The sequence below is a fragment of the Candidatus Symbiopectobacterium sp. NZEC127 genome, assembly GCF_025962675.1.
Lineage (GTDB): Bacteria > Pseudomonadota > Gammaproteobacteria > Enterobacterales > Enterobacteriaceae > Symbiopectobacterium.
Map to the genome: position 1 here is coordinate 210160 of NZ_JAGFPG010000002.1, position 19110 is coordinate 229269.

The 19110-nt window shown below is 55.7% G+C and carries 18 protein-coding genes and 1 other RNA gene; 9 read left to right on the forward strand and 10 right to left on the reverse strand.

All coding sequences use genetic code 11. The annotated features are described in order from the left end of the window. Window positions 1-285 precede the first annotated feature (285 nt). Both rhaS and J5069_RS11055 read left to right on the forward strand, forming a co-directional pair. The gene (gene rhaS, locus J5069_RS11050) at window positions 286-1125 is read left to right on the forward strand and encodes an HTH-type transcriptional activator RhaS (protein WP_222159318.1); all 840 of its coding nucleotides are present in this window, start codon (window positions 286-288) and stop codon (window positions 1123-1125) included. 33 nt (window positions 1126-1158) lie between these two features. Further along, on the forward strand, window positions 1159-2001 hold the full coding sequence (locus J5069_RS11055; protein ID WP_264643949.1) for a helix-turn-helix domain-containing protein: 843 nt from the start codon (window positions 1159-1161) through the stop codon (window positions 1999-2001). A 10-nt stretch (window positions 2002-2011) separates the two neighbouring features. Here J5069_RS11055 and J5069_RS11060 read toward each other — a convergent pair whose 3' ends face one another. Further along, window positions 2012-2542: a YagU family protein gene (locus tag J5069_RS11060; protein WP_264643950.1), complete on the reverse strand. Its 531-nt coding sequence runs from the start codon at window positions 2540-2542 to the stop codon at window positions 2012-2014. Between the two features lie 345 nt (window positions 2543-2887). After that, window positions 2888-3922 (reverse strand): L-rhamnose/proton symporter RhaT, encoded by a 1035-nt coding sequence (gene rhaT, locus J5069_RS11065; protein WP_264643951.1) that lies wholly within the window; start codon window positions 3920-3922, stop codon window positions 2888-2890. A 303-nt stretch (window positions 3923-4225) separates the two neighbouring features. Between rhaT and dgoD the strand changes: the two genes are divergently transcribed. Both dgoD and J5069_RS11075 read left to right on the forward strand, forming a co-directional pair. Next, the gene (gene dgoD / locus J5069_RS11070; RefSeq protein ID WP_222159322.1) at window positions 4226-5407 is read left to right on the forward strand and encodes a galactonate dehydratase; all 1182 of its coding nucleotides are present in this window, start codon (window positions 4226-4228) and stop codon (window positions 5405-5407) included. Window positions 5408-5473: 66 nt separating this feature from the next. After that, on the forward strand, window positions 5474-5971 hold the full coding sequence (locus tag J5069_RS11075; RefSeq protein ID WP_264643952.1) for a TIGR00645 family protein: 498 nt from the start codon (window positions 5474-5476) through the stop codon (window positions 5969-5971). A 35-nt stretch (window positions 5972-6006) separates the two neighbouring features. Here the strand turns inward: J5069_RS11075 and ubiI are convergent, their stop codons facing one another. The 4 genes from ubiI to J5069_RS11095 are packed head-to-tail and all read right to left on the reverse strand — an operon-like array spanning window position 6007 to window position 10447. Further along, window positions 6007-7227, reverse strand: coding sequence for an FAD-dependent 2-octaprenylphenol hydroxylase (ubiI, locus tag J5069_RS11080; protein ID WP_264643953.1), 1221 nt, complete (start codon window positions 7225-7227; stop codon window positions 6007-6009). Window positions 7228-7251: 24 nt separating this feature from the next. Next, window positions 7252-8430: a 2-octaprenyl-6-methoxyphenyl hydroxylase gene (gene ubiH, locus J5069_RS11085; RefSeq protein ID WP_264643954.1), complete on the reverse strand. Its 1179-nt coding sequence runs from the start codon at window positions 8428-8430 to the stop codon at window positions 7252-7254. Window positions 8431-8435: 5 nt separating this feature from the next. After that, entirely contained in the window at window positions 8436-9809 is a 1374-nt protein-coding gene (gene pepP / locus J5069_RS11090) for a Xaa-Pro aminopeptidase (protein WP_264643955.1), read from the reverse strand. 53 nt (window positions 9810-9862) lie between these two features. Beyond that, complete coding sequence (locus J5069_RS11095) at window positions 9863-10447, reverse strand: YecA family protein (protein WP_264643956.1); 585 nt, start codon at window positions 10445-10447, stop codon at window positions 9863-9865. Between the two features lie 186 nt (window positions 10448-10633). Here J5069_RS11095 and zapA point away from each other — a divergent pair, with 186 nt between their 5' ends. The 3 genes from zapA to J5069_RS11110 all read left to right on the forward strand — a co-directional run bounded on the left by zapA (window position 10634) and on the right by J5069_RS11110 (window position 11898). Then, complete coding sequence (gene zapA, locus J5069_RS11100) at window positions 10634-10963, forward strand: cell division protein ZapA (protein WP_195315702.1); 330 nt, start codon at window positions 10634-10636, stop codon at window positions 10961-10963. 115 nt (window positions 10964-11078) lie between these two features. Continuing rightward, a non-coding RNA gene (ssrS, locus tag J5069_RS11105) (6S RNA) lies at window positions 11079-11262 on the forward strand. A gap of 45 nt (window positions 11263-11307) precedes the next feature. After that, window positions 11308-11898 (forward strand): 5-formyltetrahydrofolate cyclo-ligase, encoded by a 591-nt coding sequence (locus J5069_RS11110; protein ID WP_264643957.1) that lies wholly within the window; start codon window positions 11308-11310, stop codon window positions 11896-11898. A 14-nt stretch (window positions 11899-11912) separates the two neighbouring features. Here the strand turns inward: J5069_RS11110 and nadR are convergent, their stop codons facing one another. The 3 genes from nadR to serB form a co-directional block, all read right to left on the reverse strand. Next, window positions 11913-13172, reverse strand: a complete 1260-nt coding sequence (nadR, locus tag J5069_RS11115) for a multifunctional transcriptional regulator/nicotinamide-nucleotide adenylyltransferase/ribosylnicotinamide kinase NadR (RefSeq protein WP_264643958.1) — start codon at window positions 13170-13172, stop codon at window positions 11913-11915. A 96-nt stretch (window positions 13173-13268) separates the two neighbouring features. Further along, a complete protein-coding gene (gene radA / locus J5069_RS11120) occupies window positions 13269-14651 on the reverse strand; it encodes a DNA repair protein RadA (RefSeq protein WP_222159329.1) in 1383 nt (460 codons plus the stop codon). A 17-nt stretch (window positions 14652-14668) separates the two neighbouring features. Next, window positions 14669-15646, reverse strand: a complete 978-nt coding sequence (gene serB, locus J5069_RS11125; RefSeq protein WP_264643959.1) for a phosphoserine phosphatase — start codon at window positions 15644-15646, stop codon at window positions 14669-14671. Window positions 15647-15787: 141 nt separating this feature from the next. Here serB and J5069_RS11130 point away from each other — a divergent pair, with 141 nt between their 5' ends. Beyond that, on the forward strand, window positions 15788-16465 hold the full coding sequence (locus tag J5069_RS11130; protein WP_264643960.1) for a YtjB family periplasmic protein: 678 nt from the start codon (window positions 15788-15790) through the stop codon (window positions 16463-16465). Between the two features lie 328 nt (window positions 16466-16793). After that, window positions 16794-18119: a gluconate:H+ symporter gene (locus J5069_RS11135; protein WP_264644365.1), complete on the forward strand. Its 1326-nt coding sequence runs from the start codon at window positions 16794-16796 to the stop codon at window positions 18117-18119. Window positions 18120-18181: 62 nt separating this feature from the next. On the opposite strand, the gene tam is transcribed toward J5069_RS11135, so the two are convergent. Further along, window positions 18182-18955: a trans-aconitate 2-methyltransferase gene (tam, locus tag J5069_RS11140; protein ID WP_264643961.1), complete on the reverse strand. Its 774-nt coding sequence runs from the start codon at window positions 18953-18955 to the stop codon at window positions 18182-18184. Window positions 18956-19110 lie beyond the last annotated feature (155 nt).

Sequence of the window (19110 nt, forward strand, 5' to 3'; positions counted from 1 at the left end):
AGCGCATCGCCTTCCAGTGAATGCCATGGGACAGAGCAGGTTGGCAAAATGGCAAAGCTGGCCGTGAAAGGCGTCACATTTCGTTGATATCAGTAGGTGTTATGCCGTGTCTTTTGCTCCTGTGATCCTATCCACACTTCCGTGAATTGGCGGTGAAATCTTTGAAAAATGACGTCACCCTGAAAGCGAAACGTCGGGATTTGAAGGTGAAATCTCATCAGGGTGGGTAGGCTGTTTTCTATCGATGTTTGCATTGTTGCAAAGCAGAAAAACAGGGGGCTTGAAATGACGTTGCTACAAGGTGATGAGTTTTTCGTTTCTCGCTCGGTGACCGTTGCCGTGGAGCCGCGTGCGCCGCAACAGGCATTTCCTGAGCATTATCATGATTTTTGGGAAATTGTGCTGGTGGAGCAGGGGGCGGGCGTGCATGTTTTCAACGACCAGCCGTTTGCGTTATGCAGCGGTGCGGTGTTCTTTATTCGCGATAACGATCGCCACCTGTTCGAAGACGTTGATGGCCTGTTCCTGACCAATGTGCTCTATCGTTCGCCGCGCGGCTTTCGTTTTCTGTCTGATATCGCCTCCTTCCTGCCCTACGGGCCCAACGGTGAGTGGCAAGGGCAGTGGCAGGTCAATGCGCCGACCATGCAGCAGTTGAAAGGGCTGCTGGAACGCCTGTCGCTGTTGGCCCAGCGCGACACGCCGGAAGATATCGCCGCCAGCGAAAGCGTGTTTTTGCAAATTCTGGTGCTGCTACGGCAAAAATGTTTCCAGACCCAGAGTTTGGATGGCGATCGGCACGGGGTACAGGCGCTGCTCGGCTGGTTGCAAAACAATTACTGTGAAGAGGTGAACTGGGGGGAATTGTCCGATCGCTTTGCGCTGCCATTGCGTACCCTGCACCGCCAGTTGAAGCAGAATACCGGCATGACACCACAGCGCTATCTCAACCGCTTACGCTTGTTGGAAGCGCGCCGTCGCTTGCAGCAAAGCGATGAATCGATTACGACCATTGCGCACGCGTGCGGTTTCAGCGACAGTAATCACTTTTCCACGCAGTTTCGCAAGGCGTTCTCTGTTGCGCCCAAATCCGTACGTCAGCATACGGGGAGTGCTGCGGAATAACACAACGCCCGTGTAGGTGAGGTGAGTGTGACCATGACGCGCGGTTTAAAGCTGCAAACGGAAGACTATTTCCTTACCGATAAACAGGCGGTACGGGTGGCAGAGCGTCACCCTCAGCCTGATTTTCCCCTGCATCATCATGATTTCGAAGAGTTAGTCATCGTGTGGCGCGGCAACGGTCTGCACCTGTGGAACGACGTGCCCTACCGGATTACGCGCGGCGATCTGTTCTACGTCAGCGCCAACGATCGCCACAGCTATGAGTCGGTAAACGATCTGGAACTGGACAATATCCTGTTTGTTCGCGATCGGCTGACGCTGCCCGCAGACTGGCATAACCTGCTGCCGGGGGCCGATGTGCCGCAATCTCAGCGTTACTGGTGTCTGGGTTCGGCGGGCATGGATACGCTGCGCGACAAGGTGGATGATTTGGCACAGGAGTGCATGAAGTCGGACACGCTGTCGTCGCAGCTTAGCGAAGTGCTGTTGTTGCAGATTGCGCTGTTGGCGCTGCGTTACCGCCATTTACCCGATAGCCCACAACTGGCCGATGCGCACCAGTTGGATCTGCTGATGCTGGCGCTAAGGGCCAGTATCGGTAGCCCATTCCGTTTTGATGCGTTTTGCCAGCAGCATGATTTTAGCGTGCGCGGATTGGGTGCGCGCTTCAAGCAGGAAACCGGGATGAGCGTGGCCCAATATCTGCGCCAACTGCGGTTGTGCAAGGCGATGGAGCTGTTGCGTTATGACAGGCAGACCATTGGTGAAGTGGCAGCGCAGTGCGGTTTTGACGACAGTAACTACTTCTCGGTGGTGTTCCATCAGGCGCAGGGCATATCACCCAGCGCCTATCGCCAGCGTTTTCTGGCAGGATGAACGGCTAAACTCAGCGCGCAGCCTCGTCCACATCCGGTGCGTGGGTAATACGGTTACGCAGATCGCGGCGCACAATTTCCACCAGCCAGAAGCAGAACATGTGGCCGAAAATTTCGGAGAAGTGTTCAGCGAACGGCTGATCCCACGGTGCCGGTACGGTGCCCATCAGCGGCAGCAGGAACACGTGGAACACCACGTGCAGCACCAGGCCATACAGCGCACCTTGCCACAGTTTGATCTTTGGCCACACTTCCGCCACCACGCAATAGATCACCGCGAACGTGATAGAAAAGCCGAAGTGCATGATAAAGCTCATGATCGGACGAGGGTTGCCGTTGTACAGGTAGCTCAGATGCGACATATCGAAAGACATGCCCATTTGCTGCAACAGTTGCTGCGGTGGGTTGGTCAGGTCACGCAGGGGCGTACGCGGCGGGAAGGGAATCTCCCAGCCAAATTTAGCCAGCGCACAGACCACACCGGCAATAATCCCCACCAGCAATGCCACCAGAATTTTATCCCTTGTGGTGCGTAGTTGCATTTCTCTTTCTCCTTGAATAACGATTTTTACCGCAGTTTATTTCTGAAAATAGCGCCAATTGCCATAGACAATAGCGCTGTAACTAAATGATTTGAGAGGATAATACGCCTGAAGGGATTTATTTTCTAACGTGAAATAAAGGCGGGATTTTCATAACTCATTGTTTTATAGGTAAAACACCGATGTTGCATAATGTTTGATTATGTAAGCATTATTGACCATGTGACATTATCTTGTTGTTATGACTGAATATTGTTGCGACTTTTACGACGGATGGTGCAATGTTGGTAGGGTGTTACACGCCGCTCCGGCGGTGTCTGCCTCCGAGAGCGGCATGTCATAGTATCAGGATGCCATGCCCATCCCCACGATATTGGCTGCGAGAATAATGATCAGCCCGCCCAGCACCAGCACGCTGACCGGTTTTTTCCCTACGTTGTTCCACTCTTTCAGTAACAGCCCGACAATGCCGCCGCACAGCACGTAGAAGCTCATGTGCAGCATCCAACTGAGGTAGGTGTAATCGGCCGGAATATTGGCGTGGCCCCAGGCGTAGAAGAAGAACTGCAAATACCACATCACCCCGCCGAGAATGGAAAACAGCGCATTGGTAATAAGCAGCGTTTTGGCCTGTGACAGATCGGCTTTAATCGAGATGGTGGGGCTCATGGCTAAACGCAGGAAACAGAAACCCAGGTTGACGATGGCACCGCCGCCCATAATCACCACGTAGCTTGGCAGTGCCACGTAGAGTGGGTTAAGACCCAGCGCCTCTGCTGCCTGATGCATCGGTTTGGCCGCATCCATGGCGAATGACATACCTGCGGAAAAAATCCCGCACATTACGGCCAGTATCAACCCCTTCTTAAGATTGAACTCTTGAGCACGAATGCCAAGCGCACGCTCTTTCAGCAAACCGGCGTAGCTCACCACGCCCACGCCAATCAGCGCTACGCCTACGCCGACCAGGCTTAACTGCCCGCCGGTGGTGCCAAACAGTTGCATAAATTTGCCTTGCAACAGCGGGGTCATCAGGGTGCCGATTATCAGAGTAATACCGATGGCGATACCGATACCGAGCGACATGCCGAGGTAGCGCATAGTCAACCCGTAGTTGATATTGCCGATGCCCCACATGGCACCGAACAAAAACACTGGCAGCAAGGTAGAAAAACTGAATGAGCCGAAATAGCCCCAGAAATCGGGCAGCAGCAGGGCACTGATGCTCCAGGGCAAAATAATCCAGGAGAAGAAACCGCCCAATGACCACATGGTTTCCCATGACCAGTGACGGACCTTTTTGAACGGGGCATAGAAGCAGGCCGCGCTGGCAGCACCGACAAAGTGCCAGAAAAGCCCGAGGAGAATTGCGCTATTCATAGAACCCTCTTGTTTTCATTCTAATCAGAGTAGGAGTACGTGTATCAACGCATCGCGGGGGATGGTTCGATAGGGCAAGTGTAAAAAGTGAACGAGCGGCCGACCTTCCGCTCCATGCCACCACCAGCAGGTCACACGGCAAGATGCGAAAGGTGAATGCCACTGGCGTCACAAAAATAACCAAAGGAAAGAATGAAATAGCGTTTCAAGTGAAAGGGTGTTTAAGCATTGACGAAGCACGGCACGCTCGGGTTATGCTAAGGGTTTGGGGTCCGCATCGGGCTGAAAGTGGAGTAATGCAACGTGAAAATTACGGATGTCAAAACCATCCTGGCGAATCGCTACCTGTTTGTAGAGATTCACACCGACGAAGGTCTGGTCGGGATCGGCGAGTCAGGCACCTGGGGGTTTCTGGATGCCTCCATGGGGGCGGTGGAAGCGCTGAAAACCTACCTGATCGGACAAGATCCGCTGCGTATTGAGCATCACTGGCAGTATATGTACCGCTGCTGGCATTTTCGCGGTGCGGCCATCATGGGGGCGATCAGCGCCATCGACATCGCACTGTGGGATATTGCGGGCAAATTCTACGACACCCCGGTTTACAACTTGCTGGGCGGTCGCTGCCGCGACAAGGCGCGGGTTTATGCCCATGCCGGGGGCAAAACCACGGAAGAGACCATCGCCAACCTGAAAAAGATGAAGGCACAGGGATTTACCGCGATTGGGCACCTGACGCCATTTCTGGATGAGTCGCGCGGCGATCCCTATTTCATCACCCATGCGAAAGAGATCGGCGAAGCCATTGAGCGCATTGGCGCTTATCGCGAAGCGGTGGGGAATGACGTCGATCTCTGTATTGAAGTGCATCGCCGACTGAAACCGCACGATGCAATTGTATTTGCACAGGGCATCGCGCCCTATCTGCCTTACTTTATTGAAGATCCGATTGGTGCCGATAACTTTGATTCGATGGCGCAGGTTGCAGACAAAATCAACGTGCCGATTGCTACCGGCGAGCGTCTGAACAACCTGCAAGAGTTTGCCATGCTGATCAAACGCAATGCGGTTTCCTATGTGCGGCCTGATGTGTGCATGTGCGGAGGCATTACCGGTGCCAAGAAAATCGCGGCGCTGGCCGAAGCGCACGACCTGATGGTGGTGCCGCATAATCCGCTCAGCCCGGTTTCTACCGCCGCCTGCTTGCAAATTGCGGTAAGCATCCCCAACTTTGCCCTGCTGGAATATCCCGGCGACGACCAACCGGCACTGTCTGAGAAATTTGGTGCCACCGGCGTGGAAAATGGCGTATTGAAGCGCGATGTGGTCAAGAGCACCTTCAAGTGCGTTGACGGTTTTATGGAGATCCCCACGGCGCCGGGCATTGGCATCGAACTGGCGGATGACGTGGCAGAAAAATATCCCTACCGTCGCCGTCCGCTGAAAACGCGTCTTCATGTAGATGGTTCGGTGGTCGATCAGTAAACTGTGCGTTTTGCCGTCGCGTGCCCATTACGCGACGGTGGTTATTCACCTGCAAAAAGAAGAACTATGGAACGTTTTATTGAAAACCTGATGTACACCTCGCGTTGGTTGCTGGCCCCGATCTATCTGGGACTGTCGCTCGGGTTGCTGGCGCTGATGCTCAAATTTTTCCAGGAAGTGTTTCACATTTTGCCAAACGTCTTTGCGTTGGCAGAGGCCGATCTGATCCTGGTACTGCTGTCGCTGATTGATATGACGCTGGTGGGCGGCCTGTTGGTGATGGTGATGCTGTCTGGCTATGAGAACTTTGTCTCGACGCTGAACATTGATGAGGATCGGGAGAAGCTGAGCTGGCTTGGCAAGATGGATTCCGGCTCACTCAAGAACAAGGTTGCGGCATCGATCGTCGCCATCTCTTCCATCCATCTGCTGCGCGTGTTTATGGATGCGCGCAACACGCCGGATAACAAACTGATGTGGTATGTGATTATTCACCTGACGTTTGTGCTGTCGGCGTTTCTGATGGGCTATCTGGATAAAGCAACGCGCCACGAAAAGAAGTGAGGTTAACGGTACGCCACTCTGGCGTACCGCTTCATTCACTGCGGCGTAGTGGTTTGCGCCAGCCATTCCGGCAGGTCATTTAATCCCATCGCCTGACGCACCAGCACCGGTTTCACCCCCGGCAGGCGGTTCGCCAGCGTCAGACCAATATCACGCAGCAGTTTTTTCGCCGGGTTCTCCCCGTTAAACAGCTCCCTGAACCCTTGCATGCTGGCCAGCATCAGCGCGGCACTGTGCTTGCGCTGGCGTTCGTAGCGTCGCAGGTAGAGGTGTTGCCCGAAATCCTTGCCTTGCCCTTGTAAGCGTTTAATTTCGGCAATCAGCGTAGCGACATCCATAAACCCGAGGTTGACGCCCTGTCCGGCCAGCGGGTGGATGGTATGCGCGGCATCGCCCACCAGCGCCAGTCGGTGCGCGGCAAAGCTACGCGCATAGCGCCCGGTTAACGGGTGTGTTTGTCGCGCGCTGACCGTGGTGCATAGCCCAAGATGCGTATCAAAGGCGATCGCCAACTGCTGGTTAAACGCGTCATCGGGCAGCGCCAGCATAGCGTCGGCCTGCAACGGTGGCAGCGACCAGACGATCGAGCACAGGTTTGCCTCCGCCAACGGCAGAAACGCCAAAATACCATCGCCGTGGAACACCTGGCGCGCCACGCCGTCGTGCGGACGTTCGGTGCGAACCGTTGCCACCAGTGCGTGATGGCCGTAATCCCAGAACGTCAGCGGAATATCGGCCTGCTGACGTAGCCAGGAGTGTGCACCGTCTGCGCCGACCACCAATCGCGTCGTGAGCATGGTGCCATCGTCCAGCGTGATAAACGCCTCATTCTCGCCCCAGGCCACCTGCTGTAACACCGCCGGTGCTATCAGCGTAATGTCTTTTGCTTTCTCGGCTCGCTGCCACAGGGCGCGCTGAATGACATCGTTTTCGATAATGTGGCCGAGGCGGGAAAAGCCGTAGGCCTCGCCTTCGAAATGGATGTTGCCAAAGCTGTCTTTGTCCCACACGTACATGGCGTTATAGGGGCTGGAGCGCTGTGCTTCGATGTCTTGCCAGACATCAAGGTGGCGCAGCAGGCATTCGCTGGCCGCGTTAATGGCGGAGACGCGCAGCGAATAAGCCCCGTCTGCTGCCGCTTGCGGTGGCGTGCGCTGTTCCAGAACGGCAATGCGCAGCCCGGAATGTTGCAGCCCGCAGGCTAATGCCAAGCCGACCATGCCGCCGCCTGCGATAACCACATCAAATGATTGCATAAGCCCTGTTTCCTGTTGCTTGCATTAACGACTGACCCAACCCAAGGTGCGGCGTGCAAAGGTATCACGCACGGGCGCAACGGTATTCATGGTCATCAAACCCAGATTGCGGCCCACTTCCAGCGAGGTAAAACTGTTGGCGAACAGGCGTACCAAACCGTCCGTCAGCGCAATGGTTGCCTGTTGATCGGGTTCTCGGCGCTGGCCGTAGCGGCTCAGCACGCGATAGCTGCCGGTGTCTTCCTGCTGCGCGGCGGCCTGTGTCAGGGTCTCTGCCAGTGACATCACGTCGCGCAGCCCAAGGTTGAATCCCTGTCCGGCAATCGGGTGCAGCGTTTGCGCCGCATTGCCCACCAGCGCCACGCGATGCGCGATATGGCGTGCCGCCGTCACCAATCGCAGCGGATAGGTGTGGCGTTCGCCGATATGGGTAATCGCGCCCAGTCGCCAGCCAAAGGCGCGTTGCAGCGCGGCGCGGCATTCGGCCTCGCTCCAGTCGGCCACCTGCGTCTGATGGGATAACGGGTGGCACCATACCAACGAACTGCGTCCACCGTGCATCGGCAACAGTGCCAGCGGGCCATCAGGGGTAAAGCGCTCAAAGGCTTTGCCCGCGTGAGGCAACTGGGTGCGGATGTTGGCAATAACGGCAAACTGCGGATACTCCTCAGTCTCCCATTGTATACCGCAGGCCCGCGCCAGCGCGGAGGAGGAGCCGTCTGCCGCCACCAAGAGTTGCCCGTGCAGCGTGCTGCCGTCATCCAGTTGCAGGGTGGCCTGTTCGGCGCTGCGTTCAACCTGTACCACCTTGCGCGGGCAGTGCACGCGCACGCCCGGCGCATTGTGGAGTAAGCGAAACAGGGTCTGTCCAACCTGATGTAGCTCCACCACGTAACCCAATGCGGCGGCGCGATAATCACTGGCCTGCATGTTGACTACGCCAGCGTGGCCGCGATCGCTGACGTGCACCGAGGTGATGGGTTCTGCCTCGCTGGCGATGGCTTGCCAGACACCGATACGTTTGAGCTGTTGCACGGTGCCTTCCGCCAGCGCGATAGCGCGGGCGTCGAAGCCGGGATGCGCGTTGTCCAGCGGCGAATGTGCTTCAATCACCTCGACGGGAAGGGTGCCGCCGGAAAGGGCGGAAATGGCCAGTGCCAGCGTTGCTCCCGCCATGCCGCCGCCAACTATCAGGATCGTCATGGCGATTATCTCGCTGCCTGACGTGCGGCACGGGCCTGAGCCATCAGCGCTTCAATGTCGTCGGCGTCTTTCACCACGCCCGCCGTTAACACTTCATTACCACTGTCAGTGATCAGAATGTCATCCTCGATGCGGATACCGATGCCGCGATACTCATGGGGCACTTTGGCGTCTGGTGCGATATAGAGCCCCGGTTCGACGGTGAGCACCATGCCGGGTTCCAGCAAACGACTGCGTTCTGATGCACCGTAATCGCCGACATCGTGCACGTCCAATCCCAGCCAATGGCTGAGTCCGTGCATGTAGAACGCGCGATGCGCCTGTTCGGCGATCAGTTCATCGACGTTACCTTTAAGTACGCCGAGTTTAACCAGCCCTTCCACCATGATACGAATTACCTGCTCATTCACTTCACGAATGCTGACTCCGGGCTTGAACAGCGCCAGCGCTTTGCGCTGCGAAGCCAGCACGATGTCGTAAATCGCGCGCTGCGGGGCGCTGAATTTTCCGCTTACCGGGAAGGTCCGCGTGATATCACCGGCATAGCCCTGATATTCGCAACCGGCGTCAATCAGCACCAAATCGCCCTCGCGCATTTGCTGCTCATTTTCGGTGTAGTGCAGAATGCAGCCGTTATCACCGCTGCCGACAATGGTGTTATACGAGGGGTAACGCGCACCGTGGCGGGTAAATTCGTGATGAATTTCCCCTTCGAGCTGGTATTCGTACATCCCCGGCTCACAGTGTGTCATGGCGCGGGTGTGGGCCTTGGCGGTGATCTCTCCGGCCCGACGCATCAGGTCGAGCTCTTTCGGCGATTTAAACAGGCGCATCTCGTGCACCCAGGGTCGCCAGTCGGTCTGCGTCGGCGGTGCGATAAGCCCCTGACGCGTGCCGTTTCGCAACGTTTCCAGTGCGCTGAACAGCAGACGGTCCGCGTACTCGTACAGCCCCTGAGCGTGATAAATCACATCCAGCCCGTTCAGCAGCAGGTGCAACTGTGCATTGATGTCGCTAAAGGGCAGGGCGCGATCGACATTCAAGCGCGACGGGGCCGCTTCCTGCCCCAGACGGCGTCCAAACCAGATTTCCGCCGTGACGTCGCGTACACGGTTGAACAGGACGGTATGGTGATGATGTTCATCGCTTTTTACCAGTAACAGCACCGCTTCCGGCTCGTTAAACCCGGTGAAGTACCAGAAATCGCTGTTCTGACGATAAGGGTACTCACTGTCAGCGCTGCGCGTGGCTTCCGGTGCGGCAAAAAAAATCGCCGCGCTGGCGGGGGCCATTTTTTCCAGCAACTGCTGGCGGCGGCGAGTATATTCCTGACCAAAAGCGTCTTGTTGAATCATCACCTGCTCCTGTGTGATGCGCATACGGTGATTCCCTTCCTGCGTGGGAATCCCTGCGGGTAAGGCCGGATGCGCGATTAATGTAGCGTCGGTTTTTTCTTCTCCGGTGCAGTCTGTACCGGGCGTGTATATTCACTGTGGCAGAGAATGGCAGAGACCCTGACGTATTCGATGATTTCTTCCAGCGATTGCGCCAGCTCTTCCTGATCTTCATCTTCGTCATAGCCGAGCTGGGCAATATTGCGCAAATCATCGATGGCTTCTTTCAATTCGCCCTGCGCCTTGTTCAGGCGCGGCTGAACCACACCGAGTCCGAGCAGAAAGTGATTGACCCATCCGGCCAGCGCATCGGCACGATCAAACACGCTCACTGACGTGTTGTCGTCATCCGGCAGCAACAGTTGGAATTCAAAGCCACTCTCTTCCAGCGCTTCTTTGGTGACCTGATACAGGGTTTGCAACGGCTGAGAAACCAGATGAGAGAAGGCCAAGCCATCGTTTGTCAGCTCGTGTAACAGCGTTTTCCAACTGTCGTCGGTGTTGCCCCCGCACAGGATACCGCTGATAAGCCCGTGTATTTCCGCTGCCGTCAGTGCAACTTGTTGCTGTGTAAGGAGCGTGTCCAGGGTTTCATAGCCGGGATACGTGGTTTCTATCGACATGTGCTTTGTTCATCGTTGGCGGGTTGGTATCGTGTTATGCTACCACCAAGCTCGGCTGCTATGCCAGAAAGGGCTTGTTTCTTCTATGTTGAGTTATTATAGTGGCGCCCGCGTGAATGGGCTGTTGCCAGCCGTGATATGAATTTTTTCTGCGGCGCAGAAAACGAAATGAGGCAGGAAAGGGGCATGTCTGCACAACCAGTAGATATTCAAATCTTTGGCCGTTCGTTAAGAGTCAATTGTCCGCCGGAACAACAGGAAGCGTTGAATCAGGCTGCGGAAGATCTTAACCAGCGGTTGCAGGATCTCAAAGTGCGCACACGCGTGACCAACACGGAACAATTGGTGTTTATCGCTGCACTGAACGTGTGCCATGAACTGGCGCAAGAACGCCTGAAAACGCGTGATTACGCGGCGAATATGGAGCAGCGCATCCGCATGTTGCAGCAGACCATTGAGCAGGCGTTGCTGGAGCAAGGGCGCATCAGCGAGCGTCAGGGCACACCTTTCGAGTAAGTCGAAGAGGGCTATCGCCTTGCCTCGCATTTTGGTTTTTTAAATCGATTTTTGTTAGTTGGCCGATGTTTTTCGCTATAAAGCGTGATAGAGTTATTCACGAGTAAAGAATAAAATTTCTCTGAGGTGTTTGTCTGCGGGTCAGTCCCCTGAGCCGATATTTCAAACCAACAGAATGTAACGCTCCGCAGCCGGTGAGCATGCTCGGTTCGTCCGAGAAGCCTTATGGTTGCGACGGTATGTTCACCTTGAACCAAGGGTTCAAGGGTTACCACCTGCGGCGGCATCTCGGAGATCCCTTCTCCCCCTTTTTTTCCCTGTTATTGCCTATGAATTCTGCGTCCATGCCCGTTTCGCCACAGCAACAGCGTCAGGCCATGCGCGATCGCGTGCGTCAACTACGTCGTGCGCTTACGCAGCAGCAACAAACCTGGTTTGCCCAGCAGATTGCCGAACGCGCATTGGAACAACCTGAAGTGCAGCAAGCACAGCGGATTGCGCTGTTTTTGTCGTTTGACGGTGAGCTGGATACCCAGCCGTTGATCGCACGTCTGTGGCAGCAGGGAAAAGCGGTGTATCTGCCGGTATTGCACCCGTTTTCGCCGGGACATCTGCTGTTTTTACACTACGATGCGCAGACGCCGCTGGTGAAGAACCGCCTGAAGATCTTTGAACCGCGTCTGGATGTGCGCCGGGTGTTGCCGCTGACCCAACTCGATGTGCTGTTTACCCCGCTGGTGGCGTTTGATGCGCAGGGGCAACGGCTGGGGATGGGCGGTGGCTTTTATGACCGGACCTTACAGGGCTGGCAGCAGCGGGGGCCGTACCCGATTGGCTTGGCCCATGACTGCCAGCAGGTCGATGCCATCCCGAATGAAGCGTGGGACATCCCATTGCCTGCTATTCTGACACCCTCTCGCCGCTGGCAGTGGTGAATCTCGCGGGTTGATTACAGCGTCGGCGTATCCGGCCCACCAGAGGTGCGGTGCGACAGCATTTGCTGCACCAGTTCCACGCAACGCAGGAAGCGCGAATCATAATCGGATTCGGTCACGTGTATATAAGGGGCGTTATTCTTCACCAGCATGGTTTTGAGCAGCGTTTGGAACGCGCTGCGTGCGGTACTGCTCCCCAGGCTACGTAACCCATCCGCGACCCACGGCGTATTGTTTTCCAGCAGGATCACCAGATCAAACCGGTATTCATCAATCAACGCCTGAACAAAGGGGTGTTCGCGCCCTTCATATTGCTTGCAGAATGCCTGGGTGGTGATGAAATCGGTATCGATAAAGGCCACTTTATTGGCATATTTTACGGCAAAATCAATATATTGAGCTTGCCCTAGGGCGATTTTATCGTAGTCGGAATATTGCAGCGCCATCTCGTCGCCGCCCAGATGGGAAAAGACATAATCCCGGCCAAACTCCCAGGCGCTGGTGGTGTTGAAGATATTGGCGAGCTTGTTGACCAAGGTCGATTTACCACTGGATTCGCCGCCGAGAATGGCGACGGTGCGCACGAAAAAGGGCTTCACTTCAGTGGGAATATAATCCCAATAGCGGAACGGATCGTGGCGGATCTGTGCGCCGCTGATGTTCATAAACGATCGTTCCGGGTCAACCAGCACCGCGTCGATGCCCAACTGCTCCCGATACTGCGGGGCGTCTTTGGCTTCGCTGGTATAGACAAAGTTGGGCTCAATCGCCTTCTCTTGCATAAAGGCTTTGATGCCGCGGCTCCATACATCCCAGCCGTGCGGGTAGGGCTCCATGCCTTCTTCGTTAAAGGCGTGAATGCGAATATTCTTCTGATATTTAAAAGTTTGTAGCAGCCAACGCAGACGATCGCTCACGGTGGGCTGCTGCGACATCGCGCTGTGTTCAAACAGCAAGCGGTCACGCGATTCGTCGTAACCCAGGATCACATGCAATTCATCAACCTGACTACAGGCACGCTGGATCAGGTAGATATGGCCGGTGTGCAGCGGATAAAATTTGCCGAACACCACCCCGATGGTTCTGTCGTGACGGGGAAATTCCAGTTCCAGAAAGCGGTGCAGTGCTTCCAGCTTTTGAGCGCTGGGGTTTTTGATCTTGGCATTCAGCAACTGGCTGAGATAGCCCTTGGTCATGCCGGTTGCGTCGGCAACCTGCTGAAGGGTACACCCTTTCTTGCGGATGGCGGGTTTCAGGTAATCAAAAGATGACATCGTCAGGCACTCTTGGTTTAGCACGTGTGTTTAGCATGCTAAACCAAGATACCACAAGCATACGCAACCTGCGCGCCTGTTCCCGCTGCTTGGGTATTAAAGATCGTCGAGGATCGCCAGTGCGTCAGTCAGCTTTTTCACGCCAAACACCTGCATATTGGCGGGTGGGCGTTTTGGCGCATTGGCATGCGGGACGATAGCGCGTTTGAAGCCGTGCTTGGCCGCTTCGGAAATACGTTCCTGACCGCTGGGCACCGGCCTTATCTCGCCAGACAGCCCCACTTCGCCGAACACCACCAGATCTTGCGGCAGCGGCCTGTCGCGCAGGCTGGAGACCAGCGATAACAGCAGTGCCAGGTCGGCGCTGGTTTCGGTGACCTTTACGCCGCCGACCACGTTCACGAACACATCCTGATCCGCCATTTGCAGCCCGCCGTGGCGATGCAGCACGGCGAGCAGGAGCGCCAGCCGGTTCTGTTCCAGACCAACTGCGACGCGACGCGGGTTGGCCATCATCGAGTGATCGACCAACGCCTGAATCTCTACCAGCAGTGGACGCGTACCTTCCCACACCACCATAACGGAACTGCCGGACATAACTTCATCACCCCGGCTAAGAAATATGGCGGAGGGGTTGCTGACTTCGCGTAATCCTTGCTCGGTCATGGCGAAAACGCCCAATTCGTTGACGGCACCGAAACGGTTTTTGTGGCTGCGCAGGGTGCGGAAACGGGAATCCGCATCGCCGTCGAGCAGCACGGAGCAGTCAATGCAGTGCTCCAGCACCTTGGGACCGGCCAATGAACCGTCTTTGGTGACGTGGCCCACCATCACGATAGCGACACCGCGCGTTTTGGCAAAACGGGTGAGATAGGCGGCGGTTTCCCGCACCTGCGCCACGCTGCCGGGGGAGGATTGGATATCGGCCAGATGCATCACCTGAATCGAGTCGATAACCATCAGCCTGGGCTGTTCCTGTTCGGCAATCAGGCAGATTTGTTCGATGCTGGTTTCCGACAGCATGTTGAGGTGCTGGGTCGGCAGGCCCAAGCGGTGCGCGCGCATCGCTACCTGCTGTAGCGACTCTTCCCCGGTGACGTACAGGGTTTTCATCTGCTCGGAAAGTTTGCACAGGGTTTGCAGTAGCAGGGTACTTTTCCCCGCGCCGGGGTTGCCCCCGATCAGAATGGCGCTGCCGGGCACCACGCCGCCGCCCAACACGCGATCGAACTCGCTAAAGCCGGTAGAAAAGCGCGGCAGCGCTTCCAGGCTGATGTCAGACAGCTTTTGTACGCGGCTGATGCCCTCATGGTCGCCCGCATAGCCGGTACGGCGATCGGTGCGGGAGGTCGCGGCGGCGGCCAGCCGCACTTCGGTAATGGTGTTCCAGGCGTTGCAGGCGCTGCATTGGCCCTGCCAGCGCGGGTAGTCGGCACCACATTCGTTGCAAACGAAGGCGCGTTTAACGGCTTTTGCCACGGTTCACCTCACTGCTGTTAGCGTTTTTCGTGCCGCAGGCTGCCGCTCAGTACGCACATGACGCCGGTTAAATCGGCATGGCGGATGCTGACGGGGGCCTGCTCATTCACTTTGGGTTTGGCATGATAGGCGATGCCGAGTCCAGATGCCTTGATCATCACCAGATCGTTAGCACCGTCACCGATGGCAATGGTCTGCTCTTCGGGGATCTCCAGCTTTTCTGCCAGTTGGCGCAGGGTTTTGGCTTTATATTTGGCATCGACGATCGGGCCGACCACTTCGCCGGTCAATTTACCGTCGCGCAGGCCCATTTCGTTAGCCACTGCCGCTACCAGGCCGAGTTTCTCTTTCAGGTGATCGGCGAAATAGGTAAAGCCGCCGGACGCAATGGCAACGTGCCAGCCCGCGGCCTGCAACTGCTCGACCATATAGATCAACCCCGGCATCAGCGGCAGATCCTTACGCACTTTTTGCAGGATATCGGCATCGGCTCCCTTCAGGGTACCCACGCGTTCGCGCAGGCTGGCGGAGAAATCCAGCTCACCGCGCATTGCCCGCTCGGTAATCGCGGACACCTTTTCTCCGGTGCCGGCCAGTTTGGCGATTTCATCAATACACTCAATCTGGATGGCGGTGGAGTCCATGTCCATTACCAGCAAACCGGGGGCACGCAGCGTCGGGGTGTTACACATCGGCGCCACATCCATCCCCAGCTCGTGAGCCAGTTTGGTGGCGCGCGGCGTGAGCGAACCGGCCAAACGCACCACCTGATAGTCCTCTACGTTCCAGGCGCTGACGATCACCATTGCCGCACCGAGCTTGCGCTGGTATCGCGTGAGCAAGTTTTTATCGAGCACGTCGCCGTAGAGCAGCCAGCCGGTGTCCCCCGCGCGGTAGTCGAGCGGCATCACTTCATCACCGCTGAGTGATAACGGCAGTCCCGGCCAACAGTTAATCTCGTTAGGGAGATCGCGGTAGGTCTGACTATTCGGCATGGGGCATCCTCTTCTGGCAAAAATAGCGCGTACTGACGCGGGTAAACATAACAGAACATCACTCAGAAAACAGGGCAACAAGCTATCCTATCGCTATCGCTTCTGGCAACATGAAAGTATGCAAATCGCTCAGGGATTCTCATGGTCCACACCCGGTTAAAATTCCGCTTACACCGTACCGCTATTGTGCTGATCTGCCTGGCGCTGCTGGTCGCATTGATGCAGGGGGCGTCCTATTTCAGCCTGAGCCATCAAATGGCGCGTTCAGAGCAGGTTGAAGACATTGCGCGCACGCTGGCGCGGCAGGTGGCGTTCAGCCTGACGCCGCTGATGGAAAGCAACGATGATAACAGCCAGAAAATCAGCACGATGCTGGCGCAGTTAACGCAAAATAGTCGCATTCTTGACGCGGCACTCTATCAGCAGGACGGTTCGTTGATTGCCCGCACCGGGGAAGAGGTCGTGGTGCGCGACCGGCTGGCGCTGGATGGTAAGCGGGTGGGTAGCTATTTCAACCACCAGATTGTGCAGCCCATCAACGGCAAGGATGGCCCGATCGGTTTTCTGCGTATGACGCTCGACACTCACGTGTTGGCGACCGACGCCAAGCAGGTCGACAATACCACCAATATCTTACGCCTGATGATTCTGCTGGCCTTGGCGATCGGCATTATTCTGGCCCGCACGCTGTTGCAGCACCGCCGCAGCCGCTGGCAGCAGTCACCCTATCTGCTCACCGCCAACACGCCGGTGAAGGAAGATGACGAGAGTCGCTCAGCGCTTGTGCCGGAGGAGAAAACGGACAAGTCCGAGTCATAGTACGAGATCGATAACGGTGGCGCGTGTTGTCGCGTGCTGCCGTGCCACTTCCCGCCTTTTGGTTCCTCTCTTAACCTTATTGGTATAATACGTTTCTCATTTATTGCATGTTTATCGTATACGTTGCATTTCTTTATGTGATTTAAATCACGTAGAAGTAGTGGTTATTTTCCCCATAAAAAAATTTTTAATCTTCATCACAGTTTTTGGCGCAGGGTGGGCGCCTAATTGGTAGGACATGTTTTGCTGTGGTCATGTATGTAGAAAAGAAATGTCCGACTAATTTGGTTTTTTATTCAATGTTTACGGGGAAAATATGAATTTCATTATTGAGGCGCTGCCCATTATATGGGTGGCTCTGGGCGTCGTTTTGCTGTTAATTTTAAATATGAAATTTAAAATTAACGGGATGTTGGCACTGCTGCTGGCGGCGGTTTTTGTCGGGGTGTGTGAAGGGTTACCACTTGAGGCAATTGGTAAATCGATTGAAAATGGCGTCGGCAGTACGCTGGGGCATCTGGCATTAATTATTCTGTTTGGTGCCATTCTGGGTAAATTGATGGTGGATTCCGGTGCGGCGCAGCGGGTTTCATCAACGTTACTGAAAAAATTCGGGCCACAGAAAGTTCAATGGGCCATTCTGGTGATTGGCTTGATTTTCGGTCTGGCTATGTTCTACGAAGTGGCCTTCCTGATTTTGGCTCCACTGATTATCAGCATCGCCCGAGAAGCAAAAATTCCTTTCCTGAAACTGGGTATCACCATGGTCGCTGCCGCAACCACGGCGCACAGCCTGTTCCCACCTCAGCCCGGCCCCACGGCGCTGGTGACTGCATTCCATGCAGATATGGGGATGGTTTATATTTATGGCATTATCGTTGCCATCCCTACCGTAATTTGCTCGGGCATCCTGTTACCCAAACTGCTGGGGAATCTGGATCGTCCCATTCCCGAATTATTGGAATCGCAAAAGGTATTTTCTGATGATGAAATGCCAAGCTTTGCGATCAGCCTGTTAGTACCCTTGATCCCGGCGATGATTATTACCGGTGTTACCGTGCTGAAGCTGTTTATTGCCAAAAATAGCGTGGTGCTGCCTTTCCTTAATTTTATCGGCAGTGCGCAAATCAGTATGTTGATTGCGGTATTGGTCAGCCTGTTTGCTTTTGGCGTTAATCGCGGCAGAAGTATGTCCGACGTCATGAAATCCTATACCGTTGCCATTGAAAAAGTAGCCATGGTGGTGTTTATCATCGGTGCGGGCGGCGCGTTTAAACAAATTATCATGGACACCGGCGTCGGCGATTATATTGCGGATATGATGCGCCATTCATCGGTGTCACCGCTGATCATGGCCTGGTTTATCACCGTACTGCTGCGTCTTGCTACCGGTGCTGGTACCGTCTCCGCCATCACGGCGGCTGGGATTGTCGGTCCGATGATCACCACCTTTAACGTCAACCCGGCGCTGATGGTGCTCGCCACCGCTTCAGGGAGTAACACTCTGACTCACGTTAACGATGCCGCATTCTGGTTGTTTAAAGAGTATTTTGGGCTGTCGATTAAAGACACCTTCAAAACCTGGGGGCTGTTGGAACTGACCAACTCGGTGGTGGGATTACTGATCGTGCTGCTGCTTTCGCTGGTGGTATAACCCTTTACCGTTGTCTTGATTGCTTCAGGCCCGCCAGCGCGGGCCTTTTCTTTGTCTGTCACTTAGCGTTTGCGTGCCACAATAAACAGACGCGGGAACGCCAGCAGGCGTTTCCCGTCGGCGTGTGGCGGGTAGGCAGTTTCCAGATATTGGCGATAGCTAGCAAGAAAGGCGGCCTGTTCGGCGTCGTCAAGCGGCGCAAGAAAAGGGCGCAGGCCGGTGGCGCGAAGCCAATCGACAATCGCCTGTGCGTCATCCATCGGGTGGTAGTAAGTGGTGCGCCACAGGTCGACGTCGCAACCGGCATTGGTCAGCAGATCATAATAGGCGCTGCTGGTGAGCAGGCGCTGGCGCACACTGGCGGTATCACCTATTTTATCACGCCAGCTTCCCTGTTCGGCCACCGTGCGCATCAGCCGGTGGCTGGGTTCGTCCAGGTTATCCGGCATCTGTACCGCCAGCATACCCCCTTGAGCCAGCTGCTGTGCCAAATGCGGAAACAGCTGTGCATGCTCCGGCACCCATTGCAACGAGGCGTTGGCATAAATCACATCCTGTGGCTGCGCGGGCCGCCAGGTGGCGATATCCGCTTGCATAAACTGCTGCTGCGGCAGGCGTTCGCGTGCTTGTGCCAGCATGGCTGCCGAGGTATCGACGCCCGTCACCGTCGCGTGCGGCCACGCCTGCGCTAACAGCTCAGTGCTGTTACCCGGCCCGCAGCCCAGATCGCTGACGGTGTTGGGATGCGGATGTGCAATGCGGGCAACCAGCTCTTGTGCCGGGCGGGTGCGTTCATTGGCAAAGCGTAAATAGAGCGCGGGGTTCCAATCTTTCATCGTTGTTCCTGATGGGTAGCAGACGGGGCTGGGTGAAAACAGCATGCCAGATTTCTTTCTCTGGTGCTTGTTGGGATACGTTGCCTTTTATTTCCAACGTATTGCGCGAATATGCGCCGATTGATTGTGTCTCACCCACAAATCAGGGAAAATAC

Coding starts and splice junctions, on each gene's coding strand:
- rhaS (WP_222159318.1), top strand. CDS start 286: ATGACGTTGCTACAAGGTGATGAGTTTTTCGTTTCTCGCTCGGTGACC.
- J5069_RS11055 (WP_264643949.1), top strand. CDS start 1,159: ATGACGCGCGGTTTAAAGCTGCAAACGGAAGACTATTTCCTTACCGAT.
- J5069_RS11060 (WP_264643950.1), bottom strand. CDS start 2,542: ATGCAACTACGCACCACAAGGGATAAAATTCTGGTGGCATTGCTGGTG.
- rhaT (WP_264643951.1), bottom strand. CDS start 3,922: ATGAATAGCGCAATTCTCCTCGGGCTTTTCTGGCACTTTGTCGGTGCT.
- J5069_RS11075 (WP_264643952.1), top strand. CDS start 5,474: ATGGAACGTTTTATTGAAAACCTGATGTACACCTCGCGTTGGTTGCTG.
- ubiI (WP_264643953.1), bottom strand. CDS start 7,227: ATGCAATCATTTGATGTGGTTATCGCAGGCGGCGGCATGGTCGGCTTG.
- ubiH (WP_264643954.1), bottom strand. CDS start 8,430: ATGACGATCCTGATAGTTGGCGGCGGCATGGCGGGAGCAACGCTGGCA.
- pepP (WP_264643955.1), bottom strand. CDS start 9,809: ATGCGCATCACACAGGAGCAGGTGATGATTCAACAAGACGCTTTTGGT.
- J5069_RS11095 (WP_264643956.1), bottom strand. CDS start 10,447: ATGTCGATAGAAACCACGTATCCCGGCTATGAAACCCTGGACACGCTC.
- zapA (WP_195315702.1), top strand. CDS start 10,634: ATGTCTGCACAACCAGTAGATATTCAAATCTTTGGCCGTTCGTTAAGA.
- J5069_RS11110 (WP_264643957.1), top strand. CDS start 11,308: ATGCCCGTTTCGCCACAGCAACAGCGTCAGGCCATGCGCGATCGCGTG.
- nadR (WP_264643958.1), bottom strand. CDS start 13,172: ATGTCATCTTTTGATTACCTGAAACCCGCCATCCGCAAGAAAGGGTGT.
- serB (WP_264643959.1), bottom strand. CDS start 15,646: ATGCCGAATAGTCAGACCTACCGCGATCTCCCTAACGAGATTAACTGT.
- J5069_RS11130 (WP_264643960.1), top strand. CDS start 15,788: ATGGTCCACACCCGGTTAAAATTCCGCTTACACCGTACCGCTATTGTG.
- tam (WP_264643961.1), bottom strand. CDS start 18,955: ATGAAAGATTGGAACCCCGCGCTCTATTTACGCTTTGCCAATGAACGC.